The sequence below is a fragment of the Pseudomonas typographi genome, from assembly GCF_014694385.1.
GTDB lineage: Bacteria > Pseudomonadota > Gammaproteobacteria > Pseudomonadales > Pseudomonadaceae > Aquipseudomonas > Aquipseudomonas typographi.
The window spans coordinates 26,987-41,831 of record NZ_JAAOCA010000032.1 but is presented as its reverse complement, the minus strand read 5'-3'; the positions used below and the strand labels follow the sequence as shown (position 1 = coordinate 41,831).

General features: G+C 62.5%; 7 protein-coding genes. 2 read left to right on the top strand and 5 right to left on the bottom strand.

Annotation, left to right across the window (positions count from 1 at the left end):
* Window positions 1-6: 6 nt before the first annotated feature.
* From HAQ05_RS21545 to glgA, 4 genes are read right to left on the bottom strand one after another with little or no spacing between them, the layout of a single operon-like run.
* On the bottom strand, window positions 7-2,802 hold the full coding sequence (locus tag HAQ05_RS21545; protein ID WP_190424366.1) for a malto-oligosyltrehalose synthase: 2,796 nt from the start codon (window positions 2,800-2,802) through the stop codon (window positions 7-9).
* Window positions 2,799-4,895, bottom strand: a complete 2,097-nt coding sequence (gene malQ, locus HAQ05_RS21540; RefSeq protein WP_190424365.1) for a 4-alpha-glucanotransferase — start codon at window positions 4,893-4,895, stop codon at window positions 2,799-2,801. Before malQ ends, HAQ05_RS21545 begins: the two co-directional genes overlap by 4 nt.
* Window positions 4,896-6,689, bottom strand: coding sequence for a malto-oligosyltrehalose trehalohydrolase (gene treZ / locus HAQ05_RS21535; RefSeq protein ID WP_190424363.1), 1,794 nt, complete (start codon window positions 6,687-6,689; stop codon window positions 4,896-4,898). It lies immediately after the preceding gene.
* A gap of 17 nt (window positions 6,690-6,706) precedes the next feature.
* The gene (glgA, locus tag HAQ05_RS21530) at window positions 6,707-8,209 is read right to left on the bottom strand and encodes a glycogen synthase GlgA (RefSeq protein WP_420825789.1); all 1,503 of its coding nucleotides are present in this window, start codon (window positions 8,207-8,209) and stop codon (window positions 6,707-6,709) included.
* Between the two features lie 405 nt (window positions 8,210-8,614).
* On the opposite strand from glgA, the gene HAQ05_RS21525 reads away from it, so the two are divergent.
* Window positions 8,615-13,261, top strand: a complete 4,647-nt coding sequence (locus HAQ05_RS21525) for a dermonecrotic toxin domain-containing protein (protein WP_190424359.1) — start codon at window positions 8,615-8,617, stop codon at window positions 13,259-13,261.
* 56 nt (window positions 13,262-13,317) lie between these two features.
* On the opposite strand, the gene HAQ05_RS21520 is transcribed toward HAQ05_RS21525, so the two are convergent.
* Window positions 13,318-13,500 carry a DUF6026 family protein gene (locus tag HAQ05_RS21520; protein ID WP_190424357.1) on the bottom strand — a complete coding sequence of 61 codons (183 nt, stop codon included), beginning with the start codon at window positions 13,498-13,500 and terminating at the stop codon, window positions 13,318-13,320.
* 273 nt (window positions 13,501-13,773) lie between these two features.
* Between HAQ05_RS21520 and gnd the strand changes: the two genes are divergently transcribed.
* The gene (gene gnd / locus HAQ05_RS21515; RefSeq protein ID WP_338050274.1) at window positions 13,774-14,793 is read left to right on the top strand and encodes a phosphogluconate dehydrogenase (NAD(+)-dependent, decarboxylating); all 1,020 of its coding nucleotides are present in this window, start codon (window positions 13,774-13,776) and stop codon (window positions 14,791-14,793) included.
* Window positions 14,794-14,845: the final 52 nt, after the last annotated feature.

Here is a 14,845-nt window from a genome sequence, read left to right as displayed (position 1 = left end):
TCCTAATCACAAGTCACTTTGTAGGTAGAGATTGACGGGAAACTCCTTCAGGGCCTCGGCAATCGGCACGGTAGCATTTGCTGTGACTGCAAGGTCCGAAAAAAGTCCCTTCAACGTCGTGGGCAGGGCAGGGCTCAGAGGCAGCTTGATATGGGTATCTCCCCATTTATCGCTTTCGATCAGTGGCTGGCGGCTATCGCCTAGGCCCTCGCTGTACAACCGGGGCACGATTACGATCGCCCTTTGCCCTTGCCAACTGCGGGCAAAGGCGAGCACGTTGCCCGCATGCTCCCCCGCGACTTCCAATGGTTGGTAATCCCCCTGCGTAAACAGTTGTGCGTGTGACCGGCGCAGGTTCAATACACGGGCGATCAACGCCTGCTTGATCTGCCCATTGTCCCAGCGCCCGATCAGTGCTGCTGGATCGTTCGGCGCCTGCCCCAGGCTCACGCTTCGAGCAGTGTAGTCCACGGGGCGGCGGTTATCCGGGTCGACCAGGCTGAAATCCCAGTACTCGGCACCTTGGTAAAGGTCTGGAACGCCCGGCGCGGTCATGCGTAGCAGGCATTGTGCCAAGCTGTTCAGCGCGCCAGCGGGTGCGATCAGGTTCACGGCCGATGCAATAGACTGGCGCAGGTCCAGGGCATGGGGCGAGGTGAGCAACTGGCTGAGATAATCCCGGCAGCCTTGTTCATAAGCCTCGTTGGGTGCACTCCAACTGCTTAACAACTTGGCTTCGCGCAGGGCCTTCTGCTGCCATTGCAGCATCCGCTCGCAATAGGCGGCCAAGCCCTCATCGTCATCAGGCGTTAAGCCCAAAGGCCAACTGCCGAGCAGCGCTTGGTAGAGCATGGCCTCGTCGCCACCGGTGGGTACCGTGGTGCCTTCCTGCTCACTGCGAAGGGGCGTTGCCAAGGCTTGCCAATGGGTGAGCAGTGCGCTGTACCACGGCCCACGCTCACTGAGCACGGCCAGCCGCGCGCGGCTGTCTTCACCGCGTTTGTGGTCATGGGTGGCCGTGGTCAGCAGGTTACCTGGAAAATGCCGGTGGCGCTCCAAGCAGGCGGCGTGGAAGGCTTCGGCTGGGGCGCTGAACACTTGTGGGTCGAAGCCCACGTCGTTTCGCGAAAGCAATACAGCGCTGCGGTAGAACGCGGTATCTTCCACCGCCTTGGCCGCGGCCGGCGAAGTCAGTTGCTGAAAGCGCGTGCAAGCGTGGCGCAACGTGCGCCGCGCACTGCCCGGGCCTAATTTGCGCCACGGTTGGCCGCCGAGCCACTGCGCCAAGTAGTCGAGCACCGGCCAATCACCTTCGTTGATGCTGGCCCGGGCGCCTTCCAGGGCCTGCTGGAAGAATGGCTCGTCGGCGACCGGGCGCCCGCAAGCATTGATGTAAGTGCGGTACACCGGGAAATGCACGATCAGCGCTTGCAGAGCGCGGCGAATGGCGCCAAGGGTGAGGTCGCGGCTCATCAGGTCGTTGCGCGCGACCCGAAGCAGCATCTGCGCGACGGCTTCAAAATCACCGGCCAGCGTGCCTGCCAAGACCATTTCACGGGCGGCGCGGGCTTCTTCCATGAAGTCGGCAGGGCGGCCGCTGGTGCGCGCCCAGCATTGGGCCAACGGCGCCTGCCCGCGCGGGTCATGCTGCAGTAGCGACACTTGGTTCATGAATTCATAGCCGGTAGTGCCGTCTACACCCCAGTCGGTATGCAGGTGCTCGCCCTGGCCCAGAATCTTCTCCACATAAATGGGAAAATGGCCAAGCTCTGTGCCTGCTGGCCTTGCCGGCAACAGCCGCTCGACGCGCCGGCGAAGCTTGCGGCAATAACCATGCGGGTCGGCCAGGCCGTCGATATGGTCGATGCGCAAACCGTCGACTAGACCCTGGGCTACCAGCTCGAAGATTTTGCCATGGGTGGCTTCGAACACTTCGCTACGCTCGACCCGTAGCCCGCCCAATTCATTGATGTCGAAAAAGCGCCGCCAGTTGATGTCATCCGCAGCGGTGCGCCAACTGGCCAAGCGGTAATGCTGCTTCTCCAGCAATTGATGCAGCCGCTGAAGCCCGGCAGGGTCGCGCCCATCGTACTGTTTCAAAACCGTGGCCAGCGCGCTGCTTATGGCGGGGTCACGCACTAGCGCCGCCAATTCGGTGCGTAGCCCCTCGGCGCGGGCTGGTGCGTCCGCCGCGTGGGTCAAATCGGCGAAACGGCCAGCCAGTGCCAACAGGGTGGGTTCGCCGGTGGCCGCCAGCAGGTCAGCATAGCCTGGCGGGCAAATCGGGAAACGGTGCTCATAATGCTCTACATAGAACCCGCCGGTGTCCGCATCGAACCGCAGCGGTAGCTCTCCATCCTGCAGGGCCTTGCCATAGTCATTGCCGAGGAAGGGGACCAGCAATAGCCCCTCGAGCAACGGGTCGGGCGAGTGCCACTGGATGTCGAAAAACTTTGCGTAGCGACTGCGCTGGCCCCATTCCAATAGCGCCAACCACCACGGGTTGTGTGGGCCGCCGACGGCCATATGGTTGGACACGATGTCCAGGATGAACCCCATGCCGTGTTCCCGTAGTGCCGCGACCAAGCGGCGCAGGGCGGCTTCGCCGCCAAGCTCCGGGTTGACCTGCGTAGGGTCGACCACGTCGTAGCCGTGCATGGAACCAGGCCGCGCCTTGAGGATGGGCGAGGCGTACACGTGGCTGATGCCGAGGCGGTCGAAATAGGGCACCAAGGGTACGGCATCATCTAACGTAAAACCTTTGTGAAATTGCAGCCGTAGGGTGGCGCTCAGTGCTTTCATCGATCACGCTCTTGGGCTTGTTGCCGTGCGGCGGCGAGCAGTTCCAAGCGCCGCGCGGCATGGGGGTCGTCCAGTAATACCTCGCAGGGCAAAGGCAGGCGGCGGCGCCAATTGGGGTGGGTGTCTACCGTACCGGGCAGGTTGGGCGCCTCGACCAAGCCAAGGGCGTCTTCGACGGGCAACAGCACCAGCGGCGCACGGGTGTGCCCAAGAAAACGCACGCTGGCGTCGATTATCGGGTCGGCTTCGTCGCCCTCGGGGGTGTGAAGGTCTTCTTGAAAGGTCTGTTCGTCCTGGGCCAAGGCCTGGCGCAGGCCTTGGCGCTCCAATTCGCGGCTTTGCCGCCAGTCGCGCTCGACGGTGTCGTCGATCAAGCCCAGGCGGTGGCTCCAGTCGATGTCGTTGGCCCGCCACCAGCCTTTGAGCGGTGCAAGGTCGTGGGTGGTGCTGGTGGCCAGGGCGTTGTCCGGCCATTCTTCGAGGCGTTTGAACTGCCCGGTGTGGTGCTGCTCGAACAGCAATACGCGCATCCCGAGGATACGGCGCGCCGCGAGTTTTTCGCGAAGGCCCTCCGGCACGGTACCAAGGTCTTCCCCCAGCACGATCGCGCGGTGGCGTTGGGATTCCAACGCCAACAAGCGCAGCATGTCATCCAGCGGGTAATGCAGGTAGGCGCCATCGCGTGGTGAGTCGCCTTGGGGGATCACCCACAACCGGTTCAGCCCTAATACATGGTCGATACGCAGGCCACCGGCATGGGCGAAATTAGCCCGCAGCATCTCGATGAACGCACGGTAGCCATGGCGTACCAGGCCCTGCGGGGAGAACGCCGAGATGCCCCAACTTTGCCCGGCGCGGTTGAGAATATCGGGCGGCGCGCCCACGGTGAGCGAAGCCAGCAGTTCGTCCTGGCGGCCCCAGGCTTGGCTGCCAGCACCGTCTGCACCCACCGCCAGGTCGGCCACCAGCCCAACGCGCATGCCGCTGGCCTTGGCGGTGCGTTGGGCGTTCTCCAGGCTGCGCGCGATCAACCATTGGCAAAACGCGTAATAAGCCACTTCGTCAGCATGTTCCTGGGCAAACGCGGCGACCTCTTCACTGCGCGGTTCGCGTAATGGCGCGGCCCATTGGCGCCAGTCTTGGGGTTGGCCACGGCGGGCGTGGTCGGCTTGTAGGGCTTCGAACCGGCAATGGTTTTCCAGCGCCTGGCCGCCGGTGTGGCGGAACTGCCGCAGGTCCTCATGCAGCGGGCTGTCATTGGCCTGGAACTCATCGAACAAGCTGCGCAGCAACACTTGCTTCGCCCCGGCAGCGGCTGGCCAATCAACCAAGTCGAGTTTTTCGAGTTCGCTCAAGCTGCGGCCCAGGCCGGTGCGTTCGATGGCGCTGCGCACCGCATCTGCCCCCAGCACGCTTGCAGGCGAAGCATATAGGCTGTTGAGAAACAGCCGGCTGGAGGGCGAATAGGGGCTGTAGCGCTCGGTGTCGCTGGAGAACATGGCGTGTATCGGGCTGATCGCCAAGGCGTCGGCGCCACGCTGGCCGGCGGCGCGGGCCAGCGCCTCCAGCGCTTGCATGTCGCCGAAGCCGCCATCGCCGGGACGGCGTAGCGAATACAATTGCGCGCCCAACCCCCACAGCCGGGGCGCGTCACTGCCTACCACTTCTTGGGCGCTGTAGCAGTGCGCCGGTGCCACGGCCATGGTGAAGTCGCGGCCGTCGATTTCCACTTGGTGGTAGCCAACCGGCAGCATGCCGGGCAGTTGCGCCTGCTCGTCGAGGCGCAACTCCACCTGTGCGCCATCCTCCTGCAACACCCGGCATGGCGTGCCAGGGCCGCACCAGCGGGCCAATGCCAGCGGCTGGCCGTAGTCCACCGTTAGCATCGGTGGTAGCTGGCTACCCTGCTGCGCCTGTTTCAGGGCTTGTGTGCTGTGGGCGATGTGTTCGTCGCTGTCCGCAGGGTGGCCCAGTGCGGCCAGAACACGCTGCAACACCACTGGCTGAACGCGCTGGGGTAGGCCATTGGCATCGGCCCAATCCACTGCAATACCGGCCAAACTGGCCAACTGTTCCAATGCGTCATACGCCATTCAGTGCATCTCCAAGGCGTCGGCGGGGATCGAACTGACCACCGCACAATAGCCAGGCAGTTGGTCGGGCGAACCCTCGGCCTGCTCCCGGCTGTCGAATAGGCGGTAGCGGCTGAAGGGCAAGGCCACCTCCAATGGTTGGCTATCCAGGTTCAAATCGATTTGCCAGGTGCTGCCGTCGCCCAGGCGCCAGCGGGCGCTGACTGCCTTTGGCCCGATAACCTTGCAACCCAGGCTGCGGCTGCCCGGCAGCCGTGCGAACAGTTCGCGCCGGCGTAGCGTCAATAGCTCCCGGTATAGGCTGACCCACGGGCCATGTTGCTGGGCACCGAATGCAGCGAAGTCCGGGGTGGAGGCCTCGAAGGTGCTCAGCGCATTTGGGTCGGGAATTTTCTCGCGTAGCGCCGGGTCTTTGAACGCGCTGGAGTCGGCGAACTCCGAGCGCCGGCCATTGCGCACCGCTTCGGCGAGGTCACCGTGGAAGTCGGTGAAAAACTGAAAGGGTTGCTCGGCCGCCCATTCATCGCCCATGAACATCAGCGGGATCATCGGGCTTGCCAGCAGCAAGGTGGTCGCTGCGCGTAGCGCGGGTGCCGGGCACAGCCGGGCCAGGCGTTCGCCGAAGGCCCGGTTACCGATCTGGTCGTGGTTTTGCAAGAACAACACGAAGGCCCGTGGCGGCAACTGCCAGCTGGGCTCGCCGCGGGCGTGGCCATGGCGGTTCACATGGCCCTGGAACACGAATCCCTCGCCCAGGCAGCGGGCGAGTTTTTCGGTCGTGTCGTCTTTGTAGTCGGCGTAGTAATGGTCAGTTTCGCCGGTCAGCAATACGTGCAGGGCATTATGGCCGTCGTCATTCCACTGCGCGTCATAGCCTTGCTTAAGCAGGCTGGCCTGGTTGTGTTCGTTTTCCAGCGTGAGGTAAATGTGCCGGCCGTGAGGGGTACTGGCACGAATGCGCTTGGCCATTTCCAGCAGGAAATCTGGAGAGTCGATAGCATGCACTGCGTCGAAACGCAGGCCGTCGAAGCGGTATTCGAACAGCCACATCAGCGCGTTATCGATGAAGAACTGGCGCACCTGGGGCCGGCGAAAGTCGATTGCCGCACCCCACGGGGTGTGTTTGTCTTCCCGAAAAAAAGCCGAAGCATATACACCAAGGTAATTGCCGTCGGGGCCGAAGTGGTTGTACACCACGTCCAGGATCATCGTAATGCCGTGGCCATGGGCAGCATCGATCAATTGCTTGAGTTGGTCGGGGCTGCCGTAAGACGCTTCCGGCGCATAGGGCAGCACGCCGTCGTAGCCCCAGTTGCGGTTACCGCTGAATTCGCCAATGGGCATCAGCTCGATGGCGGTGATGCCCAGCGCTGCCAACCGTGGCAGTTGCGCACGCACGCCATCGAAGCCGCCCATGGCGCCCACATGCACTTCATAGATTATCGCTTCGTGCCAGGGGCGGCCGGTCCACTGGGTGTGGCGCCATGGGTAGCTGCCCGGGTCCACCACCACGCTGGGCGAATGCACGTCGCTTTGCTGGGCGCGGGCCGCGGGGTCGGGTACCTGCAATGGCTTGCCGAGCGCAGCGGTGCTGACCTCATAACGGTAGGCGCTGCCTACGGGGCAGTGGGTTTCGATCACGAACCAGCCTTGCGGCTTCGGTAACAGGGGGCACGACACCCCGTTTTCGAATTCAACGCTGGCGGTGTCCGCGTCGGGCGCCCACAAGGCAAAGCGTGTCAACCCCGAGTCCAGCCTAATCGCGCCGTGGGTCCAGTTCTCGTTTTGCGACATCCCGTCGTTCCCCACAGTCAATAACGGCCCTGCCGGGCGACAGCGCGCTGCACCAGTTTTACATAGAGCTCGGCGTAGGGCTCCACGGCTTGGGACCAGTTGAACGGCTGGGTCATTGCCCGGCAACGCATGGCGCCGAGCAGGTCTGGCTTGCCGAACGTGTAGAACGCGCGGTGCAAGGCTTCCCGGTAGGCCTCGACACTAGGCTCATTGAACAGAAAACCGGTGACGCCGTCCTCAATGGTGTCGGCCAACCCACCGGTGTTGCGCGCCACCGGTAGCGAGCCGAAACGTTGCGCATACATCTGGCTCAGGCCGCACGGCTCGTAGCGCGAGGGCATCAGCAAGAAGTCACTGCCGGCGAACATGCGCCGTGCATCGGTTTCGTTGAAGCCAATGCGTACCCCGACCTTACCGGGATGGCGCTGGGCAAGCTCGCGCATGGCTTGCTCTTCTTCCGGCTCACCACGGCCAATGATTACCATCTGGCCGCCCTGCTCGATGATGTAGTCGGTTACCTCAGCGGTAAGGTCCAGGCCTTTCTGGTAAACCAAGCGCGACACCACGGCGAACAATGGCCCGTCGCTGTCGTCGATGTTGAACAACTGGCGCACGTAATCGGCATTTACCCGCTTGCCGTCCCAATCGTTGAGGCTGAACGGCGCAATCAAGTGGGGGTCGGTGGCCGCTTCCCAACTTTCGTCGATACCATTGGGGATGCCGCTAAGCAGGCCTTGGTGGGCTTTGCTGCTGAGAAAACCGTCCAGCCCGCAACCGAATTCGGGCGTAGTGATTTCCCGCGCGTACGTAGCACTGACCGTGGTGATGTGGCTGGAGTAGGCCAGGCCTGCCTTGAGAAACGAAAGCTTACCGTAGAACTCCATGCCTTCTTGTTGCAGCGCTTGTTCGGGAATGCCCAGCTCTGGGCAGCACGCCGAGCTCACGGTACCTTGGTAAGCGAGGTTGTGAATGGTGAACAAGGTGGGCACATTCACCCCGCGCCAATGCATGTAGGCCGGGGCCAGCCCCGCGGGCCAGTCATGGGCGTGCACCAAATCGGGCTTCCAGTGCACCATTGCGTGGCCTGCGGCGATCTCGCATGCCGCCATGCCCAAGCGGGCAAAGCGGATGTGGTTGTCTGGCCAATCGCGGCCATTGTTGGCGCCATAAGGGGTGCCGTCGCGCTCATATAGCTCTGGGCACAGCAGCACGTAGATCACCTGGCCATCAGGCATGTCCATGCGGCCGATCTTGCAGGGCGGCAGTGCGGCATACCCCCCCAACTCGCCCACGGTATGGATCGGGTGGCCGCTGTTGACCACCTGCGGGTAACCTGGGATCAGCACCCGTACATCATGTACATGTGCCATCGCCCGTGGCAGCGCAGCGGACACGTCGCCCAGGCCGCCGCTTTTGACCAGTTCGGCCATCTCGGAGGTCACGAATAGCACGCGCTTACGGTTGGCCTGGGTCGCTGGGTCGCCCTGCAGTACCTTGCTCGTCGAAGTGATGGCCGGCATAGGGTGCACCTCGCTGGCCTGCTGGTTGAAGCGCTCTCCATGGGTTTCGACAGCAGCACTGATCATTACTTTCTCCCGGGCTAAAGTTACAACTGGCGATACTCAATTCGTTATGGGTGTGTTCCTCGTCCACGTTTCACCATGCAAGGGGCAGGCACAGTTTACTTGCCACCCTGGCCGACCGTTGGCAGTCCTGGTTTTCATTGGGAGGGCAGGGCGTGATCCAGAACGGTCGCGGCCTACCCCTTAGCTGACCCCGAATGGCCTTTATAAGTTTCGACTTTTTTCTTGAAAATTCGTGTACAGGCCAGCGCTGCTGGGGCGTCTTAAACGCCTTAAACGTATACCGCCGGCGCCGCGCGCGGTTCGGGTTGGATAGCGCTTTTCCAACCCACGAGCTCACCTATGAAAACGACCCTTTCTGTATTCAATGAGGTAGCGTTGCATGCAAGCCTCGTTGGCGACGTGGCGCGGCGGTTAGTCAAACGCCCCTCGCTTTATCATCTGGCCAACCAACTGATAGCCCAAGCTTATGCAGTGGACTACCCCGGTACCTCCGTGCAGCCCAAGTATCTGACGCTCGTTACCCCGATTTACCAGGATGAAGACCACCAGGTGTTTCAGGGGTATGACTGCAGTGGCTTGGCTTGGGTGTTGATAGACCGACATATACACGATCAAACGCTCAACTTCGTTGAGGGATATCAATTTATCACTGATCAGCCGGAGGCCGAGCGACCGCGCAAATTGCCTATACGAATGGATGACGTCACGCGGTGGGTCGATGAATTAAGCCGTGGCTTGACCCGCCGTTACTGTGAAAGCCTGGTGAGTTTTTGGAACGCCCATGATCATACGGGCATTAGCCTATGGGAGTGGGTGGGGCGGGCGCTGCGTGAGAGCGCCCGGCATGAAACGGACCTGGCCCGGCGGGAGGGGCGGCTCAGCGTGCCAGAGGCCGCCGTATTGACCGCCGCCGCGGCGCCCTCGGCCGACGCCGCTGCATTAGCAGCCACCGATGGTTTTCTGGCCATCGGCACGGGCACGGCCATGTTGCCTTTGCCGGCTATGATGGAGCCGTGCCTGGCGCTGGCGGCACCGGGTGCCATGAACGGCCAGGGCCCTTGGGTGACCTACTCACCCATTGCCGGCCTGAAGCGTTTCGAGACCTCCCAGCAACTGGCCAGCCATATAGCCGACCAGTTGGACGCCGAGGTGTTCACGCAAGCGCCGGAATTGACCATCGAAGCCCCGCTGGGCAATGCTTTCGATGCGATGGCGCGGCGCTTGTTGGAGCAGCAGCTCGATCATCTGGCGCAGGTACGGCGCCTTACCCAAGGTACGTCGGTAGAGGCTCCCTCGCTGGACCTGATCTATGACTTGATCACCTGCATGCTCGAAGTGGACCGCGTGCGCGAAAAACGCGATGCCAAACGCATAAAAGAGCAATTGCCGGCGTGGCTGGCCAACGCTTCGGATGCCGACAAACGCCGCTACGCCGAAGGCTTGGGCAGGCTGGCCGTGAGCCCAGCGGCCTTTTCGACCTCGGTGCTGTTTAATGGCATTGGGACTATCGAGGCGTTTACCGCTGAGCGCTTGAGCGAGCAGATGCGCGCCGACCAACCCGACCAGGTGCTGCCGGCGGTAGAAGATATCGAGATCGTATTGTCCAGGGTACCCAATGCACTGCTCGGCATCGTCAATGCGGGCGATTTCACCGTCCAAGAGCAACGTATCAGCGTGGTGGAACTAGCCATCGACAACCTGGCTGGCCGCCCACCAGGGCAATTGAGCGTTGCCGCCGCCCATGGCACCGTGTTGCCGGCTTGGTGTAATGCGGCCTATGTGCAGCGGCTGGTGACCGCGGTCGACATTGGCCGCAACTACCTCGCCCTGCTCCAGAGCCAGTTGACGGGCCAGGGGCCGGGCGTCGCAGCGCGGCGTTCGGCGTTTATCCATCAGTTGCAGATTCAACTGCCGCTCATAGCGCTGGAGCTAAAGCTAAAAGGCCAAAATGGCCTGACCAACGATACGGTGCGCCTGGTTCGCCATGCCGTTGCTGATGTGGCTGCGTGCGACATGCCCGCGGCGCTGTTCCGCCTGGCTTGGCAAGCGGGCCCGCAGTTACCGTTGGATGTGGTGCGCGCGGTGTATGTGATTGCCCCCCGTGACGGCCGCGATGGCCCCAGGGTGCTCTATACGCCGCTGGATCGCACCGTACTGCGCGGGTTCGCCTCGCAGCAGGCACTGGACCAGGCACTGCGCGAAGAAGGTGACTTGCAGGGCTTCATGCTCGCGTGGTTACCGGATGCGGTCCGTGCGCGTTACAGCGGTGGTGGCTTGGACCAGCCTCACATCATACGCTTCGGCCAAGGCAATGAGTTCGCCCCCCTGAACGTGCCGGGGCCTGCGACGCTGCGAGAGCAACCCATCACGCAGCAGTGGGGCGAGGCCGTATATGATGAATGTGTGGCTGCGTTGATCACCGTGGCCGACCGCCGCTCGGTGTCCAATGCAGAGAACCGCTGGGTGTCGTACAAGGCATTGGGCTGGGTGGTGTTCAACGGTTTGCTACCGGTGTTGAGCGGCCCGGTCGCGACCGCCGGTTGGATGTTGCAGGCATTCGAAGCCCTCAATGAGGTGTTCGAGGCTCAAGCCGGCCAGCAGCCGCAACAAGCCGAAGCGGCCTTCAACGAATTACTGTTCAATTTGGCATTTTATCTTTTCGCCGAGGCACTCAAGCTGCCCGGTGCGTGGGCCCTTCCACCCGCGCGCGCGGCCACTGAAGCAGCCGCCGAGTCGGTATTGCCCGGTGCGCTACGGCCGCGGTTGGGCACCACGGACCACGGCGCGGAGCAAACGGTGCCCCGCGTTCTGGATTCAGGCCCGCTTGAGCTGAACTGGGCAAGCCCCCGGGGGCAATTGGCCCCTAAAGTGTACAACGCGCTGCTCGCCTTGCGGGTGGATGCGCCCAATAACGTAGGCAGCCCCGTGCCATTCGGGCCCGCGCGCGGGCTGGTACTGGCGGGCGATCGTTTCTTGGCGGCGCTGCCGCAGGGCTGGTTCGAAGTGGCCCTGGTGGCTGACAGTGAAGACATGTTCATTGTCGACCCCGCCGCACCGGAGCGGCGGGGCCCACCTATACGACGCGATGAAGCGGGCCGATTCCAGCTTGACCTGGGCCTGCGTTTACGCGGAGGGCAGGTGCGCAGACCTGCCAGCGACCCGCGGGTGAATGAGGTGAACAGGCAATTCAACGACTGGCTGAAGCGTTCGAACGCACAGTCCCAGAAAATGCTATTTACCTTCAACTTGATCGAAACAACGCTGAAAAGCGACCGGCCGCATCGCTACGAAGAAGCCATTCGGCTGCGCGATAACTACCAGGCGACCGCCACTGGGCTGGTGACCGAAGCCGTTGAGATCCGCCAGGCGTTAGAGCAGGTAAACCGGCATGCCGCGGTGCCTAATTACGCCTCGCGCGTGGCGGCGGCGCGGCACATTGAAGCTTCACTGCTGGTGGACCTGGCCCGCAACCGCCAGTTGCAGATCATCGAGCAAACCTTCCGCCGGCGCCGGGGCTTGGCCGAGGGCGCGCGCGAACAAATCAATGACGACAGCTACCTTGAGTACTTGCGAACGGTTAGCCAATGGATGAGTGAGTTGGTCGAACTGAACCATCGCATGGATGAAACCATAGAGGCGCTCGGGGAAATACCCGGCGAAGGCGTGAAGCATCGGCGCACGTTATTGCCGCAGTTCGCCGAGATCCCCTCTGCGCTGGATTGGCGTATCTCCCGTTTGCGCGCTTGGGGCACTTTGGCTTTGCGTGAGGTCACCGATGCGCTGCCCGAGGCAGGGGTGGACCTGGCGGGGTACTTACCGCAAGCCCAGCGCGCATTGGGCTCATTCGACCTTGCGCTGGATGGGATCGCGGCGCGTTCGGTGGGCAGCGTTCAACCTGCGCCTGCCACCTGGTCCCAATCGGCGGCAACCCTGGATACCGTTGCCTTGGAACTGACCGCGGTTCGCGACGGCCTGGCGTTTATGTGCGAAGGGCAACCTTCATTGGCCGGCAACACGTACCTGAGCAAAATTATCCAGGAAGCCGAGGCGTTGCGCACTGAGGTGGAAAGAGAACTGGAAGACGTACTGCAGGAAGATGTGCGTGAACGCCGCCGCTTGCGCAAAGCCAAGCAAAAGAGCAAGCGGCGCCAGTACCGGGCCGGCCACCGCGCCCAGCCCAGTGACAGGCCCGGGCCATCGTCGTCTTTGGCGGTACGGCCGAATGAGCCAGAGCAGGGTGCTGCCGCTAAGCCAACCGATGCCGTTACCATCCTTAAATCGCTGGAGCTGATCGAGCCGATGAGGGCGCTGGAAATCGATTCAGGCCAGCGCACGCTGAACGAGCTGGCCCGCCAAGCCGAACAGCGGTTGGCCGAGGTGCCTGCGTTGACCGCCAAGGCCAGGCGCTGGCTGAGCGGCGAACGTATCGCCATTGAGATGGAGGAATTACTGACTGGGCCTGCGCAAACGCTAGAAAGGCTGGCGGCCAGGATAGACCAATGGGTGGCCCGGCAGAACCAAACCGACCTTACCACTGAAGCAGGCTCCGCCGAGCGCCTGGGCGTGCGCTTGAACGGGGCGGCGGCGCAACTGCGGGCGGAAGGCCAGCGCTTGCGTATCGAGACGTACCTGCGCGGCAAGCCCACCGCTCAAGCGCTTGAATACCTGCACGGGAAAGGCAAGGTCAAAATATTGCCGCTTTCACACGCCAAAACGCTCAAGCGCAAGGAGGAGGGGAACGTATTGCGCGAAGCGCAGATCAACGACGAACACGACCAACCGCTGTGGTACGCCCACTTTCACTACAACCAAGTGGGCAACTTGTTAGCGGCCCACCTGAAAACCCCGGCGCAACGCTTTGAGGGGGTGGCAGCCCACCTGCAACAACAACAGCGCGGTGAGCACGTGACTGCCATCTACCGTGGCAAGCTGCCAGAGGCGGTGGTCAGGGCATTGTTTCCAGACGCGATGACCGCGCAGCGCTAAGGGGGGGCAAGCGCCGCCCAGTGCGGCGTTTGCCCGGGTATCAGGCCGCTCCGGGCTCAGGCAATCTGCGCCTGTGCTTGATAACCCAATACCTTGCGTTGGGCCTCGGCCAGCAGGGCGCTGAGCCGGGCGACTTCATGCTTGAGTTCGGCGTGTTGGTCCTTCAGTTCATTCAGCTCGTCGCGGCGAATGGTGACGTAAAGGGTCTGGGGGATGTTGGCAACGATGACGGTTCCCATGGCAAACCTCGCATGGCAAAGGGTTGTGATAAACGGCCTTGGCCGGGATGTGTAAAGAACCTGGCTGCTACCGTTGTCGGGCCGGATTTTGATTTCTTTAGCCTGTACGCGGAACTTTTTTATTTTTCATGGTCGCTCTAACGCAGGTTTAACCTGCCCCAAGTGGCCGCCTACAGGGGCTTGCGCGGCTTTTACCGTTCGTCGGAAAGCTGCCGAAGGTTTAACGAAACCTTCTAAAGCCAGGCTGGACTAACGAACAACGCGCGCTCTGCGATAAGCTGGCAGGGCTATTTCTTATTTTCTGGAGTTATCGGCATGCAATTGGGAATCGTGGGACTGGGTCGCATGGGTGGCAATATTTCAAGACGCCTCATGCGCGGTGGTCACGACACGGTGGTTTTCGACCGCAGTGAGCAAGCCGTCCAAGCGCTGGCGAGCGATGGTGCCCTGCCAGCCAAGGATCTTGCCGATTTGGTCGCTCAACTGGAACGACCGCGAGCGGTATGGGTGATGTTGCCCGCCGGCGCCCCGACCGAAGACACCATCAACACGCTCAGCGAGCTGCTCGAGGCGGGTGATGTGATCATCGATGGCGGCAACACGCTGTACAAGGACGACATCCGCCGCGCCAAGGCGCTGGCTGAAAAACAGCTGCACTATGTCGATGTCGGCACGTCAGGCGGCGTATGGGGGCTTGAGCGCGGCTTCTGCATGATGATCGGCGCAGAAACCGATGTGTTCGAGCGCCTCGACCCGTTGTTCGCCACCTTGGCCCCTGGCGTGGGAGATATCCCCCGTACGCTGGGCCGCGAGGGCGAGCACAGCCGCGCCGAGCATGGCTACATCCACGCCGGCCCGGTGGGCTCCGGCCACTTCGTCAAGATGGTTCACAACGGTATCGAGTATGGAATGATGCAGGCCTTCGCCGAAGGTTTCGATATCCTCAAGACCCGCAACAGCGAACAACTGCCGCAGGAGCACCGCTTGGCGCTGAACATGGCGGACATCGCCGAGGTGTGGCGCCGCGGTAGCGTGGTTTCATCGTGGCTGCTGGACCTGACCGCCGATGCGCTGGCCAGTGACCCGGAGTTGGGCAAATATTCGGGCTCGGTGTCCGACAGCGGCGAAGGCCGCTGGACGATCGATGCGGCGGTGGAGCAAGCGGTGCCCGCCCCGGTGCTGGCCGCATCGTTGTTTGCCCGCTTCCGCTCACGCCAAGATGCCACCTACGGCGACAAAATGCTGTCGGCGATGCGCTTTGGCTTCGGCGGCCACATCGAGGTCAAGAAGTAAACCCATGCGCCCTGGCCCACAGCGTGGGCCGGGGTGTGGTGCTGTGCGCAGA

Excerpts from the sequence above, each read along its gene's own strand:
- HAQ05_RS21520 (WP_190424357.1), bottom strand. The coding sequence starts at position 13,500 with ATGGGAACCGTCATCGTTGCCAACATCCCCCAGACCCTTTACGTCACC.
- treZ (WP_190424363.1), bottom strand. The coding sequence starts at position 6,689 with ATGTCGCAAAACGAGAACTGGACCCACGGCGCGATTAGGCTGGACTCG.
- glgA (WP_420825789.1), bottom strand. The coding sequence starts at position 8,209 with ATGCCGGCCATCACTTCGACGAGCAAGGTACTGCAGGGCGACCCAGCG.
- HAQ05_RS21525 (WP_190424359.1), top strand. The coding sequence starts at position 8,615 with ATGAAAACGACCCTTTCTGTATTCAATGAGGTAGCGTTGCATGCAAGC.
- HAQ05_RS21545 (WP_190424366.1), bottom strand. The coding sequence starts at position 2,802 with ATGAAAGCACTGAGCGCCACCCTACGGCTGCAATTTCACAAAGGTTTT.
- malQ (WP_190424365.1), bottom strand. The coding sequence starts at position 4,895 with ATGGCGTATGACGCATTGGAACAGTTGGCCAGTTTGGCCGGTATTGCA.